Raw genomic sequence first — 18,429 nt, forward strand, 5'->3', positions numbered from 1 at the left:
TCAGGCTCCGAACGCAGCGCTGTCGAAGCTGCCGCGAAAGCTTTCGCTGGCGGGTCCGGTCATGGTGATGCGGCCCGCTGCGGTCCAGGCGATCGCCAGTTCTCCGCCGGGCAGCGCCACAGTCACGTCGCGCTCGGTCAGGCCGCGACGCATCGCGCCAACCGCGGTTGCGCAGGCCCCGGTGCCGCAGGCCAGCGTTTCGCCAACGCCGCGTTCCCACACGCGCAAGCGGATGCGGCTGCGGCTTTTGATCGTGGCGACATTGACGTTGACGCGTTCGGGGAACAGCGGGTCGTGCTCGATCACAGGCCCAAGTCGATCGAGTTCGATAGCGTCGCAATCGGGCACGAAGAAGATCACGTGCGGATTGCCGACATTCACTGCGGTGGGGTTTTCCAGCGTTTCGAACGCCACCGGCATGTGGTGCGTATCGACCGGGTAAGCGAGCGGGATCTGGTCCCATTCGAAGCGCGGCTCGCCCATATCAACCGCCACGCCATCAGCGCCGGGATCGACCGACAGCAGTCCGCCCAGCGTGTCGATCGTGGCCGGCACGCCCAGCAGTAGTCCAACCGCGCGGGTGGCATTGCCGCAGGCTTCGACTTCGCCGCCATCGTGGTTGAAAATGCGCATCTGGACATCGGCCAGGTCCGAAGGGCCAAGCACGATCAGCTGGTCACAGCCGATCCCGGTGTGGCGATCGGCCAGCGCCGCAGCCAGCCGCGCGGTCATCACCGGAACCGCAGCCGCGCGCCCGTCGATCACGATGAAATCGTTGCCGAGGCCGTGCATCTTGATGAAGGGTAAGCGCATCGCATGCGCTCTATTGCCTGGCGCGCGCGGCGTCCAGTGTCAGGCGCGGCGGCGGGTTGATGCCTGCGCGGGTGCCAGCGCGGGTGCAGGTTCGAGCAAAAGATTGAGCTGGGCCAGTTCGGCCGCGGTTTTCTCGGCGTTTTCGGGGAAGCCATAGAGATAGCCCTGGCCGCTGAATTTGCCAAAGGTGCGCAGTTCGGCCAGCACAGCCTCGCTCTCGATCCCTTCGGCGGTGATCGGCAGGCCCAGCCCTTCGCCCAGTGCGATGATCGAGCGGACAATGGTGGCGTTGTCCTTGTCGCCCACCAGGTTCATCACGAAGCTGCGGTCGATCTTGATCCGGTCGAACGGCAGGCTGCGCAACTGCGAGAGCGACGAGTAACCGGTACCGAAATCGTCGAGGCTGACCTTTACCCCTTGATTCTTGAGGCTGGTGATCAGCGAGCGGACCAGTGCGACATTTTCGTGCAGGCAGCTCTCGGTCACTTCGATTTCCAGCCGCGCGGGCGGGAAATTGGCTTCGACCAGCAGCTTGAGCAAGCGCTGGGCAAACCACGGATCGCGCAATTGGACCGGCGAGATGTTGACCGACAAGGTCAACTTCGGATCCCATTTCTGTGCATCGCGCAGCGCCTGGCGGATCAGGCTTTCCGAAAGCTCGGTGATCTGGCCCAATTCTTCGGCAATCGGGATGAAGACATCGGGAGTGATCCGACCCAGGGTGGGCGAATTCCACCGCGCGAGCATTTCGAAGCCCTTGATTTCGCCGGTTTCGAGATCAATCTGCTTTTCATAATGCGGCACAAATTCGCCTGCGGGAATGCCGCGGCGGATGCCGGTTTCGATTGCAGAGCGCAGCTTGAGATCGCTTTCCATGCTTGGTTCGAACCAGGCCAGCGCGTTGCGCCCGGTGCGCTTGGCATGGTACATTGCCATGTCGGCGCGGTGCAGCAGCACTTGCGGGTCTTCCGCGCAATCGGGCTCGGCCAGCACGATCCCGGCCGACATCGAGGTTTCAAGATCGGTATCCTCGAACGCGACCGGTTCGGCGATGGCAGCGATTATGCTCTCGGTCAGCCGTTCGATCACGGTGCGCTGGTTGGGAGCACAAGGAACGACCACGGCAAATTCATCACCGCCGAGCCGCGCAAGCAGAGCCTCGGCGGGCAACAGCACGCGAATCCGCGCGGCGGCGGCGCATAGCAAGGCATCGCTAGCGGCATGGCCGTTGGTATCGTTGACCTGCTTGAACCGGTCGAGATCGAGCATCACGAAAGCCAGCGTCTCGCGCCGTTCGCGCGCGGTGGCCGCCAGGCTGGCGCAGTGCGCCGCGATGCTGCGGCGGTTGAGGCACTGGGTCAGCGGGTCGCGATCGGCCAGGCCAAGCGCTGCGGTTTCGGCCGTGCGCCGCGCCGCCAGTTCGCCGGTCAAGTCGCGGTAACGGCGCCAACCGAAGATGATCAGCGCCACGTTGAGTACCAGGGCATTGGCCAGCGCAAGGTCAGGCCCTTGGGCAGATCCGGCTGCCGCGCCGATCGCGGTGGGAATAACCGCGGTGGCAAGGTGGACGAACAGGGCAATGGCGGCGAAGGTAATCGTCAGCACCAAAGCATCGCGCCCGGGATTACCGAGCCGTGCGCGCACAGCGCCAACAACATTCCAGCCATCCCGCATCGTGCGAGCCCCCTGACGATTGCAGCACGGGGATCGCACGAAGGGCTGAAAATTGGGTTAAGCGCCCTTTTTCTTTAGCCCGATGTCCACCAGGCGCTGCTGCAGGAAGTGATCCGCCAGGATCGCATCGGGATAGCGATCAGGATTTTCAGGTGTGACGCATTGCGGCAGGGTGGTTATCGGAAAATCGCTGCGCAGGTGCAGGAAATAGGGCATCGAATAGCGGCTGAACCGGGCCCGCGCCGCATCAGGATTGCGCACCCGGTGGATGGTGGAGGGCAGCATATGGTTGGTCAGCCGTTCCAGCATATCGCCGACATTGATCACCAGCGCGCCTTCGGGCGGCGAGGCATCGAGCCAGGTACCCTGCGTGGTCAGCAGTTCAAGCCCCGCTTCCTCGGCGCCCAGCAGCAGCGTGATCAGGTTGATATCGCCGTGCGCCCCGGCGCGGATTGCCTCGCCCTCGATCCCTTCAAGCGGCGGATAGTGCAGCAGCCGCATCACCGAATTGCCATCCTCGATGGCCGGATCGAACCAGTGTTCATCAAGGCCCAGGTAGAGCGCGATGCGCGACAGGATCGTTGCGCCGGTGGCATCAAACTGGCGGTAGAGCTCGCTGAATACCTCGCGGAAATCGTCCGGCCGGGCTGGCCAGACGTTGGGCGGCATCGAGGCATCGGCCAAGGGGCTGCCTGCGGGCAGATCGCGCCCGACGTGCCAGAATTCCTTCAGATCGTGCGCCTTGGCATCCTTGGCGATCTCGACCCCGAACGGGGTATAGCCGCGCGCCCCGGCGATGGCGGGATTGTGAAGCGCACGCTTTTCCGCCTCGGGTAACGCGAAGAACTGTTCGGAAAGCTTCCAGGCGCGCGCGATCAGCCCGCGGTCAATATCAAAGTCTTTGACAAGAGCAAAGCCGAACATCTTGAAACTGTTGCCGATTTCCTGCGCAAAATGGGCCTTGTCGTCAGCCAGTGAAAGGACGGGGAGTTTATCGAGTACCATTGTGGACGGGTCCGTGATTGGGTTGCTATGGGGCTTGCATAGACGGTTTCAAAGGCGCTGGCATGACCAAAATCAACAACTACTGGCTGCTCAAGAGCGAACCCGATGTCTACGGCTGGGACGATCTGGTGACCGAGGGCGAGGGGACCTGGGACGGTGTCCGCAATTACACCGCGCGGCTGCACTTGCGCGCCATGCAGGTGGGCGACGAAGCGTTCTTCTACCATTCGAACATCGGGGTGGAGATCGTCGGCGTAATCAAGATCACCAAGGCGTGCTTCCAGGACCCGACCGACGAGACCGGGCGCTGGACTTCGGTGAAGGTCAAGCCGGTCAGGAAGCTGAAGCGTGCGGTAACCCTGAAGGAGATAAAGGCCGATCCGGCGCTGGCGGACATGGACCTGCTGACCAAGTTCCGGCTGTCGATCTCGCCGGTCAAACCGGACGAGTGGGCGCATATTGTGGAGCTGTCTGAACGATAAGGTCTCTCCATTTTGCGAAGCCAAATGGGGAGGTGGCGCCGCGAAGCGGTGACGGAGGGGTATCGACCCTCGCGCAATTACCCCTCCGTCAGCGGCTGAACGCCGCTGCCACCTCTCCATTTGTGGCATTCGCCAAAAATGGGGAGGATCTGACGGCCTAACCCTTCGCCTTCGCCCGCAGCCCTGAAATCGTCGCGCCGCCTGCGCTTAGCTGCTCCGGATCGATCAGTGCGTGGATCAGGCGCAGGCCGGTGCGGTCCTTGGCCTCGGCCAATGCCGCGATGAATTGTTCGGTGGTTTCCACCCGTGTGGCCCAGCCGCCATAGGCCACCGCCAGCGCGGCGAAATCGGGATTGTGCAACGATGTGCCGACAACCCGGCCGGGAAATTCGCGTTCCTGGTGCATCCGGATCGTGCCGTATGTGCCGTTGTCGATCAGCACCACGGTCAGATCGCAGCCGTATTGCACCGCAGTCGCCAGTTCCTGTCCGTTCATCAGGAAATCGCCGTCCCCGGCCAGCGCCACGACCTGGCGTTCGGGATGGCGCAGCGCAGCAGCGACTGCGGCAGGGACGCCATAGCCCATCGCCCCGGCGGTGGGGGCAAGCTGGGTGGGGAAGCCGTTGTAGCGCCAGTAACGGTGCCACCAGCCCGAGAAATTGCCCGCGCCGTTACAGATGATCGCATCATCGGGCCAGGTCTCGCGCATTGCGGTGACGCAGGCGGCCATATCGAGCGCGTAGGGGGCGGGGGCGGCGGTGGTCCAGTCGAGCCATTCGTTGTGCGCCTCTTCACCGGCGTCGAAGGGCACCACGTCGTCGTCCCAATAATCGGCCGCCTCGGCAAATTCGGCCATGTCGGCGCAGATCGCCAGGTCCGGGCGATAGACCCGGCCAAGCTCGTTGGGATCGGGATGAATGTGGACCAGAATCTGGCCCGGATGCTCGGGCGTGATCAGGGTGTAGCCGTCGGTGGTCGCTTCGCCCAGCCGTGCGCCGACCGCGATGACCAGATCGGCGTCTTTGATCCGCTGGACCAGTTTGGGGCCGGGGCCATAGCCAAGGTTGCCTGCCCACACCGGGCTGGCGTTGGAGATTGCGTCCTGACGGCGGAATGCGCCGGCCACGGGAAGCCCGATCCGTTCGGCGAAACTGGTGAAATGGGTCCGCGCCTTGGCGTGCCAGCCGGCCCCGCCGACGATCGCCACCGGGCTGGCGGCATCCGCGATCATCCGCATCAGCACGCCCAGCGCATCGGGGCAGACCGGCTGGGCCGGGCGATGCACCGCCGGACGCGGAGCGGCCGCGCTGACCGCCTCCAGCAGCATATCTTCGGGCAGCGCGATCACCACCGGGCCGGGGCGGCCGGCCTGCGCCACGTTCCAAGCCCGGGCGACATATTCGGGGATCCGTTTGGGATCGTCGATCCGCAGCACCAGCTTTGCCAGCGGCGCGAACATCTGCCCGAAATCGACTTCCTGGAAACCTTCGCGGTCTTTCATGCCGCGATCGACATCACCGATGAACAGCAGCATCGCTTGCGAATCCTGCATCGCCACGTGGACCCCGATGCTGGCGTTGGTCGCACCGGGGCCGCGGGTGACGAAGCACACGCCCGGCCGCCCGGTCATCGCCCCATCGGCGCAGGCCATAAACGCGGCGCCGCCTTCCTGACGGCAGATCACGGTCTGCACTTCGGGGCTGTCATGCAGCGCATCAAGCACGGCTAAAAAGCTTTCGCCGGGGACGGTGAAAATGCGGTCTGCACCCTGGGCGATCAGGCAATCGACCAGCAGCCGGCCACCGTTAACTGTCGAAGTATCGGTCATTGCGGGGCTTTAGCGCCGTGGCCCGCGCGGGGCAACGCCGCAGCGGTGATTCATTGCTGCGCTGCAACCTGTACCAATGCGGGAACAGGGCCGTTAACCGCGATATTCGGGCTGGTGCGATGGTTTCCGAAACCTTAACCCCGCCGCATGAGAAGGTCACTTGTACTCACCGACGAAACGGCCCGCCACCCATTCCTGGCCAGCCTTCCCCCGCATGTTCGCCACGGCGACGCCCCGGTGGCGATCGCGCGCAGCAAGCCCGGCTGGCTGCGTGATCTGCGCGATGCTCTGGCGGTTTACAGCGCCAGCTTCATCGCAGTCAGCCTTTATATCGCTTAATCGAGCAGCACCGTGCTCGGCGCGCCGGAGCGTTCGGCCTTGACCAGCGCGCGGGCGAGATAGGCGGAATAGAGGCACATCACCGCGCTCAGCAGCAATTGGTGGACGATCGGCACCCCGGCAATCGACAGCCCTGTGGCGATCAGCGACCCGATCACCATCGCGAACGAATTGACGATATTGTTCGCCGCGATCGTGCGCGAGGTCTGCGACTTGTCGACGAAGGTGGTGAGGAACGCATAGAGCGGGACCACGAACATGCCGCCGGCCACGGCAATCCCCAGCAGGCACGCCAGCAGCGGGATCGCCAGCGGCTGGGCCAGGAAGTGCGAAACATCGTGGAGCCCGTCGGGATGCGGCACCCAGGCCCGGCAGACCAGGAAGAAGGCGACCACGAAGAGCCCCATCGCCAGCACCGATCCGGGTGAATAGCGCGCCGATACGGTGCCCTTGAGCAGCGCATTGACCGAAATCGAGCCGAGCGCCACGCCGATCGAGAAAATCACCAGAAACAGGCTGGCCACTTCCTTGCTGGCGGTCAGCACGTTTTTGGCAAGCGGCGGAAACTGCACGAACAGTACGGTACCGATGGTCCAGAAAAAGCTGATCGCCATGATGGCCAGGAACACCCGGCGATCGTGGCTGGTGTTGCGCACCAGCGCGATCGAAGCGCGGATCAGGTGAAAATCAAGCGGTTCAGGCTCATGATGCGGCGGCGCATCGGGCACCTGGCAGCTGGTGAAATAGCCGATCACCGCCGTGATCACCACGCCCGCCGCAGCCCATTGTACCGGGATCCAGCCGGCCAGGATCGTGCCGGCCAGGATCGCGATATAGGTGCCGGCTTCGACCAGGCCGGTGCCCGCCAGCACTTCGTCCGGGTGGAGGTGCTGGGGCAGGATCGCGTATTTTATCGGACCAAAGAAGGTGGAGTGAACCCCCATGCCCAGCAGCGCCAGCAGCATAAGCGGGATGGCTACCGATGCGACCATGGCGCCTTGCCAGGCCAGCAGCAAGCCCGCCGCACCAATGGTCATGATCCCGATTTCGGCAGCTTTGACGATCCGGATTATCCGCGCCTTGTCGCGCATGTCGGCCAATTGCCCGGCCACCGCTGACAGTACGAAAAACGGCAGGATGAACACCGCGGATGCAACTGCGCTGAACTGGCCTTCGGCCTGTTCCGATTTGTAGACCTCATAGACAACGAACAGCACCATGGCGTTCTTGAACAGGTTGTCGTTGAAAGCGTTGAGCAGCTGGGTAACGAACATTGGCAGAAAGCGCCGACTGTGGATCAGGTGAGTCTGGGTGGTCATGAACTGGCTTTGCGTGTCCCCGTATTGCGCCGGACCCTAGCGGCAACCCCCGTGTGAACAAGCCTTAACTGCACTCTTTTGCATTGCCGCACACCCGGCTATGCACTGGCTGGCAATGATGACCGTTCCCAACCTCCTCACCCTGTCGCGGATCGTTGCCCTGCCGCTGCTGGCGTTCCTGCTGTGGTGGCCCGATTGGGCGTTCGGCTATCTGCTGGCCTTTGCGCTCTATTGCCTGATGGGGATCACCGATTATTTCGACGGCTACATTGCCCGTTCAAGCGGCGCGGTGAGCCGGCTGGGCCAGTTCCTCGATCCGATTGCCGACAAGATCATGATCGCCACGGTGATCCTGGTGCTGGCCGCGCAGGGCGTGCTGCGCGGGCCTTACGTGGGCGATATGCATGTGATTGCGGGGCTGATCATTCTCGCGCGCGAAATTGCGGTTTCGGGTCTGCGCGAATTCCTTGGCGGGCTGCAGGTTTCGGTCCCGGTCAGCCGGCTGGCCAAATGGAAGACCACGTTTCAGATGGTCTGTCTGGGCGCGCTGATCCTGGGCAAGGCGCTGCCCGGCTGGACGATGCTGCTGGGCGCGCAGTCGGTCAATGTGCCGCACACCGTGGGCCTGATCACGCTGTGGGCCGCAGCCGCGCTGACTGTGGTGACGGGATGGGATTACCTGCGGGTCGGCCTCAAACACATGGATTGAGACTTGGCGCTATTGCGCTGCGCGGTGTGTCACGGTCACCAGAGTTCCGGGATGCAGCTCCGAGACGACGACATTAGCTTCAAGCTGCCCGGCGAGCGCCTTGACAATGCCTGTTCCCAAACCTGGCTTGGCGCTTTCGTGGTTGCCGTGCATGCCAATTCCATTGTCGCTGACGGACAGTGTCCAGCCGTGCGCCACGGTGTGAAATTCCACCGCTATCGCGCCGGTCGAATCGAGCGCGGGAAACGCGTGCTTGAGCGCGTTGATGACCAGTTCGGTGACGATCAGGCCAAGACTGACCGACTGGTCGGCACCGGTAGCAGTGTCGTCGGCAGTCACACGCAGCGCCACCAGATCCGGATCGGCGATCATCGAAGCACCGATACTGGCACACAGCTCGGTCAGATAGGGGCCCAGCCTGACCTCGTCCGATGCGGTTGCGGCAAGCTGGCGTTGCAGGGTCGCGATCGACATCACCCGGTGATGGGCATCGCGCAGATGGCCGCGGGTTTCTTCTGATTGCGCGCCGCGCACCCGCTGCATCAGCACGCTGGAGATGATCTGCAGACTGTTGGCGACCCGGTGGTGAAGTTCCTGCAACAGCAAGGTATTGCTGCGGGCAAGGTCGTCCTTGTCACGCTCATCCTGCCGATCTTTGGTGACATCGATCACCGAGAGCACCAGCCGCATCGCTTCTTCTGTCGGATGATCGAGCACATGCGCATTGAGGACCAGCCGCCGGGGCGATCCACCGGCGCGCGCAAGGTCCATCTCGTAAGTATCGATCGCCGCGAGGCCCGAGGCGGTCGCGCGCAGCAGCACGCGCAGCTGCGGGATGTTCCATTCGCCGTCTCCCAGCGCGAACAATTCTGTTCCCACAACCGTATCGGGATCAAGCGAAAAGGCGCTGCAAAACGATCCGCTCGCCGCCATGACGATCAGTTGCTCGTTGAGCAGGAGGAGCGGGGTACTGGATGAAACGACCAGAGCCAGACCGAGGCTGCTCGCGCGTTCAGGTTTCAGGGGCGTAAGCATTTCCATGGCCGAAGCCTTCGGGGACCGGAGACTCGCGGTAAGAAAGCCATGCCCGGCGCAATGTGATACCAGAGCGTCTGGTCCCATTGCAACGAAAGCCCTAACACACCAGCAGCGGATCACCTAATCTCTTGGCCATCGGTCAACCAGCCCTGAGTTCTTCTGCCAGCAGCCGGAATTCTTCCGATCGCGGTGAATTCTTGCGCCAGACCAGCGCGATTTCGCGATTGGCATTTTCGCTCTTCAAAGGCCGCGCGACCACGTTGGTGCCGTTCAGGATCCCGGCGTCGAGCGCCATTTCGGGCAGCATCGTCAGCCCCAGGCCGTTATCGACCATCTGCACCAGCGTGTGCAGCGATGTGCCGATCATCGTCGCCGAAGCGCGCAGTTCGGGCCGGTTGCAGGCCGCCAGCGCGTGCTCTTTCAGGCAGTGACCGTCTTCCAGCAGCAGCAGCCGGTTCTGATCGATCAGTTCGGGCGCGATTTCGGCCGGCGGATCGCGCGGATCGTCCTTGGGGAAGGCAACCCATAGCGCGTCGAGCTCGATCACCTCTACCTCAACCTCGCCGGTGGCGAACGGCAGGGCCAGCAGCACGCAATCCGAGCGCCCATGGTGCAGGCTTTCGATTGCGGTCTGGCTGGTCTCCTCGCGCAGGAACAGCTTCAGTTGCGGGCGCTCGCGGCGCAGGCGCGGCAGCATCCGGGGGAGCAGGAACGGGGCGATGGTGGGGATCACGCTCATCCGCACTTCGCCCGACAATGGCTGCCCGGCGCTTTGCACCATGTCGCTGAGTTCTTCGGCCTCGCGCAGCAGCCGGTGCGCCTTGGCCACCACTGCGTTGCCCAGTGGGGTAAAGCGCACCGCGCGCTTGGTCCGCTCAACCAGCACCACGCCGAGCAGCGTCTCGAGATCGCGCAGGCCAGCAGAAAGCGTCGATTGCGAAACAAAAGAGGCCTCGGCCGCGCGGCCGAAGTGCCCATGCTCGTGCAGCGCAACGAGGTATTGCAGCTGCTTGAGGGTGGGGAGGTAGTTGCTCACTCCGCCGCCGCTTCATCCTCGGCCACATCATCGACGTGGGTCATCTTGAGTTTGCCGTTCACCACCGCGAAGGCCATCTTGCCCTCGACCAGATCGAGCGCATCTTTGCCGAATACGTCGAAGCGCCAGCCTTGCAGCATCGACAGTTCGCGGACCCCCGCAGCGAGCAGTTCCAGATCCTCGCTGCGCGCCAGCAACCGCGAGGCCACATCGATTTCGCGGCTGCGGATCTTGAGCAGCAGCTTGAGCAGATCGGCGACCAGTGCGCCTTCTTTGCCCAGCGGCGCGCCGCGCGGGGTGCGGGCGGGAAGTTCATCGTCCGGGAGCGGCTTGGCATTGTCGAGCGCGGCTATCATCCGGCGGCCGATCTCGTTGTCTTTCCACGCCGCCGACAGCCCGCGCACCTTGGCCAGATCAGCCTGGGTCTTGGGCGGGTGGCTGGCGATATCGGCGACGGTTTCATCGCGTGCGATCCGCCCGCGCGGGATGTTCTTGTCCTGCGCTTCCAGCTCGCGCCAGTGCGCCAAGGCTTTCAGTCGGCCCAGCATGGCGGGATTGCGGCCCGCCGCCTTGATCCGGTGCCACGAAAGATCGGGATCGTTCCTGTAACCGGCCGGATCGGCGAGCTTTTCCATCTCGATATTGAGCCACACCCCGCGCCCGGTCGTGATCAGGCGCTGCAAAAGCTTGGGGAAGATCTTGGCCAGGTGCGTCACGTCGCCGATTGCATATTCGATCTGGCGTTCGGTCAGCGGCCGCCGCGACCAATCGGTAAAGCGGGCACCCTTGTCGATCTGCAGGCCGAGCCACGATTCGACCAGGTTCGAATAGCCGATCTGTTCGCTCTGGCTGACCGCCATCATCGCGATCTGGGTGTCAAAGATCGGATGCGGGGTCTTGCCGGTGATGTTGTAGATGATTTCCACATCCTGCCCGCCAGCGTGGAAGATCTTGAGCACGTCCTCGTTATCGACCAGCAGGTTCATCAGCGGGGTCATGTCGAGGCCCTTGGCCAGCGGATCGATCGCAGCGGCTTCCTCGCTGTCGGCGATCTGGATCAGGCACAGTTCGGGCCAATAGGTGTTTTCGCGCATGAATTCGGTGTCAACGCACACGAAATCCGCCTTGGAGAGGCGTTCGCACAGGTCCGCAAGTGCTTCGGACGTCGTAATCAAAGGATGTATCTTCATCGTTCTTTTCTGTAGGTGACCCCGGCAGGGGTCTCGGCTTGACAAAAGCGCGGGATTCGCCTGTTAGCCCGCGCTTTGGCCCCTGCCTTAATCCGGGCCGCTTGGAAAGAGTTTCGATGCATATTTATCGTTCGCACACCTGCGGCGCGCTTGGCGCCAGCGATACCGGCCAGACCGTCCGCCTGTCGGGCTGGGTCCACCGCAAGCGCGATCATGGCGGGGTGCTGTTCGTCGATCTGCGCGATCACTATGGCCTGACGCAAATCGTGGCCGATGTGGATAGCCCGGCGCTGGCGGTGCTTGAAGCGCTCCGGCTTGAATCGGTGGTGACGATCGATGGCGCGGTGAAAGCCCGCGCTGCGGGAACCGTGAACCCGAACCTGCCGACCGGCGAAATCGAAGTCTACGCCCGCAGTGCCACCGTGCTGAGCCGCGCCGAGGAACTGCCGCTGCCGGTGGCGGGCGAGCAGGAATATCCCGAGGACGTGCGGCTGAAGTACCGTTTCCTCGATCTGCGCCGCGCAACGCTGCACGCCAACATCATGACCCGCACCGCGATGATCCGCGAAACCCGCCGGGCGATGGAGGATATCGGCTTTACCGAGTTTTCGACCCCGATCCTGACCGCGAGCAGCCCCGAAGGCGCGCGCGATTTCCTGGTCCCCAGCCGGATCCACAACGGCAAGTTCTTCGCGCTGCCGCAGGCCCCGCAGCAGTACAAGCAGCTGCTGATGGTGGCGGGCTTTGATCGCTATTTCCAGATCGCGCCGTGCTTTCGCGATGAAGATCCGCGCGCTGACCGGTTGCCGGGCGAATTCTACCAGCTCGATCTGGAAATGAGCTTCGTCACCCAGGAAGAAGTCTGGGATACGATGGAGCCGGTGATGGCCGGGATCTTCGAAAAGTTTGCGAACGGCAAGTCGGTGACCCCGGCTGGCCAGTTTCCACGCATCCCCTATGCTCAGGCGATGCTCGATTACGGCAGCGACAAGCCGGACTTGCGCAACCCGCTGCTGATCCGCGACGTGACCGAGGAATTTCGGGTTTCGGGCTTCGGCCTGTTTGAAAAGATCGTCGCCGATGGCGGGGTGGTCCGCTTGATCCCGGCCCCGAACACTGCAGAAAAGAGCCGCAAGTTCTTCGACGAGATGAACGAATGGGCCCGCAGCGAAGGCCACGCCGGGCTTGGCTATGCCACCCGCAAGGGCGGGGAATTCGGCGGGCCAATCGCCAAGAACCACGGGCCGGACAAGATGGCCGCTGTTTGGGATGCGCTGGGGCTTGGCCCCGATGACGGCGCGTTCTTCGCCGCAGGCAAGGCTGAACAGGCCGCCAAGCTGGCCGGTGCGGCCCGGACCCGCGCCGGTGAGCAGCTTGGGCTGATCGATACCGAAGCCTTCAAGTTCTGCTGGATCATCGATTTCCCGTTTTACGAATGGGATGAAGAAAACAAGAAGATCGATTTCGCGCACAACCCGTTCTCGATGCCGCAAGGCGGGCTGGAAGCTTTGGAGTCGCAGGATCCGCTGACCATCAAGGCCTATCAATACGACATGGTCTGCAACGGCTATGAACTGGCTTCGGGCTCGATCCGTAACCAGCACCCCGATCTGATGGTCAAGGCGTTCGAACTGACCGGCCTCACCCGGGCCGATGTCGAGGAGCGCTTTGGCGGCATGTACCGCGCCTTCCAGTATGGCGCGCCGCCGCACGGCGGGATGGCGGCCGGGGTCGACCGGATGGTGATGCTGATCTGCGGGGTGCAGAACCTGCGCGAGATTACCCTGTTCCCGATGAACCAGCGCGCCGAAGACCTGTTGATGGGCGCACCCAGCCCGGCCGAACCGCGCCAGCTGCGCGAACTGGCGCTGCGCGTGGTCGAACCGCCCAAGGCCTGAGCCGCGCGCTCAGGCCCCGGCGGGGCGGATCAGCACTGATCGGCGACTTTGCGCGAGGTGATCTGCATGCGCGAGGTGCCGAACGCACCGGGACCGTCGGAAGTGACATCGACCGCCCACTGGACGCTGTCGGCGGTGCGCGCACCGCTGGATGCAAAGCGGATGTGGCCGCCATCATCGCGGCGGCAATCCAGCACCAGGTCGAGCGACCCCTTGCCGCCCGATTGGGTGGTGCATTCGGTGTTGTCGATCACCATCAGGAACACGTCGCGCAGTTCGGCGAACATCGGGTTGAGTCCGCCCGGCTTGAAGCAATCGGTGGAGGGTTTGGGCGGCTGAGCCTCGCCTTCCTCGGTGGTTTGCATGGTGCCTTCCCATTTGCCGGGGCTGAAGCTTTCACCCATCGTTTCGGCCCAGGTGTTGACGTCGCGTTTGGCGGTGTCCTTGGCGGTGATCTGCGCGTTGAGCGCGGCGGGGCTGGAAATCAGCGCGGCGGCAATGGCAATAGCGCAGACAGTATCGCGGAGGCTCATCGAAGTTTTCCTTTCGTACCGCGGCCAAATCCGGTTGGGCCACATACATATCAGCTTGTTAACAAGTGGCTAGCGCTTTGCCGGGGCGGGCTTTTGGCGGCGTGACAGGCCCCGCGCATTGTGCGAACCTCACGCGGTGGAGGGTCCGATCATGTTTAACTGGTCTGGCAAGGCATTGGGACTGGTTCTTGTGGCCGGCATCCTGATCGGCGCGGCGGCCGACCGGGCAATCTCGCGGCGCGATGTTCAGGCCATGTCGGCAGGAGCGAAGAACAAGCAATATCGAGGCGACCTGCTTTCGATCCTGCGACCCAGCACGTCGCTATACACATCGCAACGGCGGAACCTTGAAGGGGATGCCTGGGTTCATACCAGAGCTTCGGCGACGCAGTACCAGTCTCTGTGCCAGCGCGACACGGTGCTGCTGTACTACGCGCCGATCGAAAAGGGCGGGCGTGCCGAGGATAGGCGATCACTGCCTTACAAGCTTGAATCAACCCGCAGCTATCGGTTTGTTTCGCCGCCCAAGCCCGAATACGCCGCGGCGACTGGCGAAGACGGATATGAACGGTCACCGTTTGCGCCCGAATGCCGCGCGGCCGATAAATTCCCCGAAAACGATGAATGGTACGGCTGGTTTGAAGCCCCATCGGAGGAATTGGCCATGGACGGCGGCTTCGCCATGCTGGCAATTCAGGAATGGGCGAAGCAGCCTGCCAACCAGTTCAGCGATTGCATCACGGATGGCGATCCGGCCCGGTGCAAAACGCTGGTCGAATCGGCCCTCGATATGAACATGATTGGCAGCGTGGCAGCGTGTTCGCCGGACAAGCCGGGCACCATTTGCCTGCAACTCGGAAAATATATCAATCTGTTCACCATCCGTGCCCGGCAGACCGGCAAACCAATGACGGCGGATGACATCATCTCGGTCGATTATGAAAGCGTGATCGTCGTAACCTGATGGCGCTTGATCGATCAGGAATCGGTGCACCCCCTTGCCAGCCGCCGCGCCGTTCTCTAGGGGCAAAAGCGAGCAATTTAATCTGCCGTTCACGAAGGGATATACCATGAGCGACACCAGCGACCGGGTTAAGAAAATCGTTGTCGAACACCTCGGCGTCGAGGCTGACAAGGTTACCGAAGATGCCAGCTTCATCGACGATCTGGGCGCCGATTCGCTCGATATTGTTGAGCTGGTCATGGCGTTCGAAGAAGAATTCGGCGTCGAAATCCCCGACGATGCTGCCGAAAAGATCAGCACCGTTTCGGACGCGATCAAGTACATCGACGAACACAAGGGCTGATCGCCTTTGGCCAAAGGACCCGCGCGGATCACCCCGGCATCGCCCGATGCGGTTTGACCTGCTGCATGGTCTTTGACAGGCTCAGTCCATAACGGGCTGGGCCTGTCGTGTTTTCAAGTTCTGGAGAATTGCACATGCGCCGTGTTGTCGTCACCGGTCTTGGCCTTGTCACCCCGCTGGGCGGTGATGTCGAGACGACCTGGGCCAACCTGATCGCCGGCAAAAGCGGTGCCGGGCCGATCACCCGCTTCGATACCGAAGGGCACAAGTGTACCATCGCTTGCGAAGTGAAGGGGCCGGAGCACGAATACGGCTTCGATCCGGGCAAGCGGGTCGATCACAAGGTCCAGCGCCAGGTCGATCCGTTCATCATCTATGGCATCGATGCCGCCGGACAGGCGCTCGAAGATGCCGGTCTGGTCGATATGGACGAGGCGCTGAAGCTGCGCACCGGTTGCTCGATCGGTTCGGGCATCGGCGGGCTGCCGGGGATCGAGGCCGAATCAATCGTGCTGTATGAAAAGGGCCCGAGCCGGGTTTCGCCGCACTTCGTCCATGGCCGCCTGATCAACCTGATCTCGGGTCAGGTCTCGATCAAATACGGGCTGATGGGCCCCAACCACGCGGTCGTCACGGCCTGCTCCACCGGCGCGCACTCGATCGGCGATGCCGCGCGGATGATCAAGGACGACGATGCCGATGTGATGCTGGCGGGCGGCGCTGAAGGCACCGTCAACCCGCTGGGTGTGGCCGGCTTTGCCCAGGCCCGCGCGCTCAACTGCAGCTACAACGACCGGCCGACCCAGGCCAGCCGCCCCTATGACAAGGGCCGCGACGGCTTTGTGATGGGCGAAGGCGCAGGCGTGGTGGTGCTTGAGGAATACGAGCATGCCAAGGCCCGCGGCGCAAAGATCTATGCCGAAGTGGTCGGCTATGGCTTGTCGGGCGATGCCTATCACGTCACCGCGCCGCACCCCGAGGGCAAGGGCGCCGAACTTTCGATGCGAATGGCGATGCGCAAGGCCGGGATGGCGCCGGGCGATATCGACTACGTCAACGCCCACGGCACTTCGACCATGGCCGACACGATCGAACTGGCTGCGGTAAAGCGCGTGCTCGGCAATGATCTGACCGGCGCCTCGATGAGCAGCACCAAAAGCGCGATCGGCCACTTGCTGGGCGGCGCGGGGGCGGTGGAAACGATCTTCTGCATCCTGGCGATCCGCGATCAGATCGTGCCGCCCACGCTCAACCTCGATAACCCCGATGAAGGCACCGAAGGCGTCGATCTGGTGCCGCACGTTGCCAAGAAGCGCCACGTGCGCGCCGCACTCAACAATTCGTTCGGCTTTGGCGGCACCAACGCCAGCGTGATCGTGAAAGCTCTGGAAGACTGATGCTGGGTTCACGCCGGGGCTGTATGCCGCTGATTGCAGCGGCTCTGGCGGTGTTGCTGGGTCTGGGCTGGCTGGGTGGCGGGTATGTCTGGGCCGGGCCGCTGGCCAAAGAAGGCGCGTTCATCGTGCCCGATGGTGCCAGCCTTTCGGCGGTTGCGGCAAAGCTGGAAAAGGAAGGCGCGATATCGTCGGCCGGGGCGTTCAAGCTGCGGGCGCGGATCTTCGGCCTCGGCAAGACGATCAAGGCGGGCGAATTCAAGCTGCCGGCCCATGCCTCGATGCGGCGGATCCTTTCGGTCATCGCATCAGATGATATCCTGCGCCGGTTCGTGACCGTGCCTGAAGGCCTGCCGTCGGTCATGATCTATGAAAAACTGATGACGAACAAGGATCTTACGGGCACAATCGAAGTCCCGGCCGAAGGTTCGATCTTGCCCGATACCTACGAGATTTCGAAGGGCGAAAGCCGCCAGGCGGTCTTGCTGCGGATGCAGGCACCGATGCAGCGCACGCTCGCCGAGCTGTGGGAAAAGCGCGACGGCAAATGCCCCGTCCTGACGATGGAGCAAGCGCTGGTGCTGGCCTCGATCGTCGAGAAAGAGACCGGCAAGCCCAGCGAACGGGCGATGGTGGCGGGGCTTTACTGTAACCGGCTGCGTTCGGGCATGATGCTGCAGGCCGATCCGACGATCATCTATCCGATCACCAAGGGCAAGCCGCTGGGCCGGCGCATCCGCCAGTCGGAGATCAGCTCGGTCAACGATTACAACACCTATTCGATGGTCGGCCTGCCCAAGGGGCCGATCACCAATCCGGGGCGCGAATCGATTGCGGCGGTGCTGCATCCGGCAACCACCGACGCGCTGTTCATGGTCGCCGATGGCACCGGCGGCCACGCCTTTGCCGCGACTTACGAACAGCACAACCGAAACGTCGAGAAGTGGTACCTGATCCGCAAGGACCGCGGGGACTTCTAAAGCCCGGTCATCGCTTCCATAGCCGGGGCATAGCGCCCGCCGACCACCTCGATCGCACAGCTGGCCGCATCGATCCGGGCAAGGTCATCCGGGCTGAGTGAAAGATCGATCGCGCCGAGGTTCTCTTTGAGCCGCGCCAGCTTGGTCGTTCCCGGGATCGGCACGATCCAGTCGCGCTGGGCGAGCAGCCAGGCCAGCGCGACCTGCGCCACTGTGGCGTTCATGGGCGCGGCAATGGATTTGAGCAGATCGACCAGCGCCACGTTGGCCGCCATCGCCTCGGCCTGAAAGCGCGGCAAGCGCGTCCGGAAATCGCCCTTTTCAAACACCGTATCGGCGGTCATCGCGCCGGTCAGGAAGCCGCGGCCAAGCGGGCTGTAAGGCACGAAGCCGATACCAAGTTCCTCCAGCAAGGGCAGAATTTCGGCTTCGGGATCGCGCCGCCACAGCGAATATTCGCTTTGCAATGCCGTTACCGGCTGCACCGCATGGGCGCGGCGAATGGTTTCTGGCCCGGCCTCGGACAGCCCGAAATGCCTGACCTTGCCTTCGGCAATCAGGTCTTTGACCGTTCCCGCCACGTCCTCGATCGGCACATTGGGATCGACCCGGTGCTGATACAGCAGATCGATATGATCGGTGCGCAGCCGCCCCAGCGCAGCATCGGTAACGCGGCGGATCGTTTCGGGCCGGCTGTCGGCGCGCGGACCGGCGGCGGGATCGGCGGTCAGGTCAAAACCGAACTTGGTGGCGATCACCACGCGGTCGCGGATCGGTTCGAATGCTTCGCCCAGCAATTCCTCGTTCCTGAACGGACCGTAGACTTCGGCGGTATCGAAAAAGGTTACGCCCAGATCCACCGCACCGCGCAGCAGCGCGATCAT

General features: G+C 63.1%; 18 protein-coding genes. 8 read left to right on the forward strand and 10 right to left on the reverse strand.

What is annotated here, in order from left to right; genetic code table 11:
• The 3 genes from dapF to RMN99_RS13695 all read right to left on the reverse strand — a co-directional run bounded on the left by dapF (window position 1) and on the right by RMN99_RS13695 (window position 3,492).
• The gene (dapF, locus tag RMN99_RS13685) at window positions 1–813 is read right to left on the reverse strand and encodes a diaminopimelate epimerase (RefSeq protein ID WP_309623879.1); all 813 of its coding nucleotides are present in this window, start codon (window positions 811–813) and stop codon (window positions 1–3) included.
• Window positions 814–852: 39 nt separating this feature from the next.
• Complete coding sequence (locus RMN99_RS13690; RefSeq protein WP_309623880.1) at window positions 853–2,457, reverse strand: EAL domain-containing protein; 1,605 nt, start codon at window positions 2,455–2,457, stop codon at window positions 853–855.
• A gap of 87 nt (window positions 2,458–2,544) precedes the next feature.
• Window positions 2,545–3,492: a 2-oxoglutarate and iron-dependent oxygenase domain-containing protein gene (locus tag RMN99_RS13695; RefSeq protein ID WP_309623881.1), complete on the reverse strand. Its 948-nt coding sequence runs from the start codon at window positions 3,490–3,492 to the stop codon at window positions 2,545–2,547.
• Between the two features lie 62 nt (window positions 3,493–3,554).
• Between RMN99_RS13695 and RMN99_RS13700 the strand changes: the two genes are divergently transcribed.
• Window positions 3,555–3,974 (forward strand): EVE domain-containing protein, encoded by a 420-nt coding sequence (locus RMN99_RS13700; RefSeq protein WP_309623882.1) that lies wholly within the window; start codon window positions 3,555–3,557, stop codon window positions 3,972–3,974.
• Between the two features lie 157 nt (window positions 3,975–4,131).
• On the opposite strand, the gene RMN99_RS13705 is transcribed toward RMN99_RS13700, so the two are convergent.
• Window positions 4,132–5,802 carry a thiamine pyrophosphate-binding protein gene (locus RMN99_RS13705; protein WP_309623883.1) on the reverse strand — a complete coding sequence of 557 codons (1,671 nt, stop codon included), beginning with the start codon at window positions 5,800–5,802 and terminating at the stop codon, window positions 4,132–4,134.
• A gap of 147 nt (window positions 5,803–5,949) precedes the next feature.
• Here RMN99_RS13705 and RMN99_RS13710 point away from each other — a divergent pair, with 147 nt between their 5' ends.
• On the forward strand, window positions 5,950–6,141 hold the full coding sequence (locus RMN99_RS13710; RefSeq protein ID WP_309623884.1) for a hypothetical protein: 192 nt from the start codon (window positions 5,950–5,952) through the stop codon (window positions 6,139–6,141).
• Here RMN99_RS13710 and RMN99_RS13715 read toward each other — a convergent pair.
• Window positions 6,138–7,460: an MFS transporter gene (locus tag RMN99_RS13715; RefSeq protein ID WP_309623885.1), complete on the reverse strand. Its 1,323-nt coding sequence runs from the start codon at window positions 7,458–7,460 to the stop codon at window positions 6,138–6,140. The two genes, RMN99_RS13710 and RMN99_RS13715, sit on opposite strands and share 4 nt — an antisense overlap.
• A gap of 115 nt (window positions 7,461–7,575) precedes the next feature.
• On the opposite strand from RMN99_RS13715, the gene pgsA reads away from it, so the two are divergent.
• Window positions 7,576–8,169: a CDP-diacylglycerol--glycerol-3-phosphate 3-phosphatidyltransferase gene (gene pgsA, locus RMN99_RS13720; protein ID WP_309623886.1), complete on the forward strand. Its 594-nt coding sequence runs from the start codon at window positions 7,576–7,578 to the stop codon at window positions 8,167–8,169.
• A gap of 9 nt (window positions 8,170–8,178) precedes the next feature.
• Here the strand turns inward: pgsA and RMN99_RS13725 are convergent, their stop codons facing one another.
• The 3 genes from RMN99_RS13725 to rnd all read right to left on the reverse strand — a co-directional run bounded on the left by RMN99_RS13725 (window position 8,179) and on the right by rnd (window position 11,433).
• Window positions 8,179–9,210 carry a histidine kinase dimerization/phosphoacceptor domain -containing protein gene (locus RMN99_RS13725; protein ID WP_309623887.1) on the reverse strand — a complete coding sequence of 344 codons (1,032 nt, stop codon included), beginning with the start codon at window positions 9,208–9,210 and terminating at the stop codon, window positions 8,179–8,181.
• A gap of 136 nt (window positions 9,211–9,346) precedes the next feature.
• The gene (locus RMN99_RS13730; protein WP_309623888.1) at window positions 9,347–10,243 is read right to left on the reverse strand and encodes a hydrogen peroxide-inducible genes activator; all 897 of its coding nucleotides are present in this window, start codon (window positions 10,241–10,243) and stop codon (window positions 9,347–9,349) included.
• Window positions 10,240–11,433 (reverse strand): ribonuclease D, encoded by a 1,194-nt coding sequence (gene rnd / locus RMN99_RS13735; protein ID WP_309623889.1) that lies wholly within the window; start codon window positions 11,431–11,433, stop codon window positions 10,240–10,242. The genes RMN99_RS13730 and rnd overlap by 4 nt, the downstream gene beginning before the upstream one ends.
• A 116-nt stretch (window positions 11,434–11,549) precedes the next feature.
• Here rnd and aspS point away from each other — a divergent pair, with 116 nt between their 5' ends.
• Entirely contained in the window at window positions 11,550–13,331 is a 1,782-nt protein-coding gene (gene aspS, locus RMN99_RS13740) for an aspartate--tRNA ligase (RefSeq protein ID WP_309623890.1), read from the forward strand.
• A gap of 29 nt (window positions 13,332–13,360) precedes the next feature.
• Here the strand turns inward: aspS and RMN99_RS13745 are convergent, their stop codons facing one another.
• A complete protein-coding gene (locus RMN99_RS13745; RefSeq protein WP_309623891.1) occupies window positions 13,361–13,864 on the reverse strand; it encodes a DUF3617 family protein in 504 nt (167 codons plus the stop codon).
• Window positions 13,865–14,015: 151 nt separating this feature from the next.
• On the opposite strand from RMN99_RS13745, the gene RMN99_RS13750 reads away from it, so the two are divergent.
• From RMN99_RS13750 to mltG, 4 genes are all read left to right on the forward strand, one after another.
• The gene (locus RMN99_RS13750; RefSeq protein WP_309623892.1) at window positions 14,016–14,828 is read left to right on the forward strand and encodes a hypothetical protein; all 813 of its coding nucleotides are present in this window, start codon (window positions 14,016–14,018) and stop codon (window positions 14,826–14,828) included.
• Window positions 14,829–14,934: 106 nt separating this feature from the next.
• Window positions 14,935–15,171, forward strand: a complete 237-nt coding sequence (locus RMN99_RS13755) for an acyl carrier protein (protein WP_309623893.1) — start codon at window positions 14,935–14,937, stop codon at window positions 15,169–15,171.
• A gap of 134 nt (window positions 15,172–15,305) precedes the next feature.
• Window positions 15,306–16,568, forward strand: coding sequence for a beta-ketoacyl-ACP synthase II (gene fabF / locus RMN99_RS13760; protein ID WP_309623894.1), 1,263 nt, complete (start codon window positions 15,306–15,308; stop codon window positions 16,566–16,568).
• 23 nt (window positions 16,569–16,591) lie between these two features.
• Window positions 16,592–17,545 carry an endolytic transglycosylase MltG gene (mltG, locus tag RMN99_RS13765; RefSeq protein WP_309623895.1) on the forward strand — a complete coding sequence of 318 codons (954 nt, stop codon included), beginning with the start codon at window positions 16,592–16,594 and terminating at the stop codon, window positions 17,543–17,545.
• On the opposite strand, the gene RMN99_RS13770 is transcribed toward mltG, so the two are convergent.
• Window positions 17,542–18,429 (reverse strand): aldo/keto reductase (locus RMN99_RS13770; protein WP_309623896.1); only part of this gene is annotated, 888 nt, incomplete at its 5' end. The two genes, mltG and RMN99_RS13770, sit on opposite strands and share 4 nt — an antisense overlap.

Origin of the sequence: Novosphingobium sp. (assembly GCF_031417815.1) — a bacterium.
Lineage (GTDB): Bacteria > Pseudomonadota > Alphaproteobacteria > Sphingomonadales > Sphingomonadaceae > Novosphingobium.

What these genes read in the sequence shown, in the direction of transcription:
- pgsA (WP_309623886.1), top strand. Translation starts at nt 7,576, where the DNA reads ATGATGACCGTTCCCAACCTCCTCACCCTGTCGCGGATCGTTGCCCTG.
- RMN99_RS13695 (WP_309623881.1), bottom strand. Translation starts at nt 3,492, where the DNA reads ATGGTACTCGATAAACTCCCCGTCCTTTCACTGGCTGACGACAAGGCC.
- aspS (WP_309623890.1), top strand. Translation starts at nt 11,550, where the DNA reads ATGCATATTTATCGTTCGCACACCTGCGGCGCGCTTGGCGCCAGCGAT.
- RMN99_RS13705 (WP_309623883.1), bottom strand. Translation starts at nt 5,802, where the DNA reads ATGACCGATACTTCGACAGTTAACGGTGGCCGGCTGCTGGTCGATTGC.
- RMN99_RS13725 (WP_309623887.1), bottom strand. Translation starts at nt 9,210, where the DNA reads ATGGAAATGCTTACGCCCCTGAAACCTGAACGCGCGAGCAGCCTCGGT.
- RMN99_RS13715 (WP_309623885.1), bottom strand. Translation starts at nt 7,460, where the DNA reads ATGACCACCCAGACTCACCTGATCCACAGTCGGCGCTTTCTGCCAATG.
- RMN99_RS13710 (WP_309623884.1), top strand. Translation starts at nt 5,950, where the DNA reads ATGAGAAGGTCACTTGTACTCACCGACGAAACGGCCCGCCACCCATTC.
- rnd (WP_309623889.1), bottom strand. Translation starts at nt 11,433, where the DNA reads ATGAAGATACATCCTTTGATTACGACGTCCGAAGCACTTGCGGACCTG.
- dapF (WP_309623879.1), bottom strand. Translation starts at nt 813, where the DNA reads ATGCGCTTACCCTTCATCAAGATGCACGGCCTCGGCAACGATTTCATC.
- RMN99_RS13755 (WP_309623893.1), top strand. Translation starts at nt 14,935, where the DNA reads ATGAGCGACACCAGCGACCGGGTTAAGAAAATCGTTGTCGAACACCTC.
- RMN99_RS13745 (WP_309623891.1), bottom strand. Translation starts at nt 13,864, where the DNA reads ATGAGCCTCCGCGATACTGTCTGCGCTATTGCCATTGCCGCCGCGCTG.
- RMN99_RS13700 (WP_309623882.1), top strand. Translation starts at nt 3,555, where the DNA reads ATGACCAAAATCAACAACTACTGGCTGCTCAAGAGCGAACCCGATGTC.
- fabF (WP_309623894.1), top strand. Translation starts at nt 15,306, where the DNA reads ATGCGCCGTGTTGTCGTCACCGGTCTTGGCCTTGTCACCCCGCTGGGC.
- mltG (WP_309623895.1), top strand. Translation starts at nt 16,592, where the DNA reads ATGCCGCTGATTGCAGCGGCTCTGGCGGTGTTGCTGGGTCTGGGCTGG.
- RMN99_RS13750 (WP_309623892.1), top strand. Translation starts at nt 14,016, where the DNA reads ATGTTTAACTGGTCTGGCAAGGCATTGGGACTGGTTCTTGTGGCCGGC.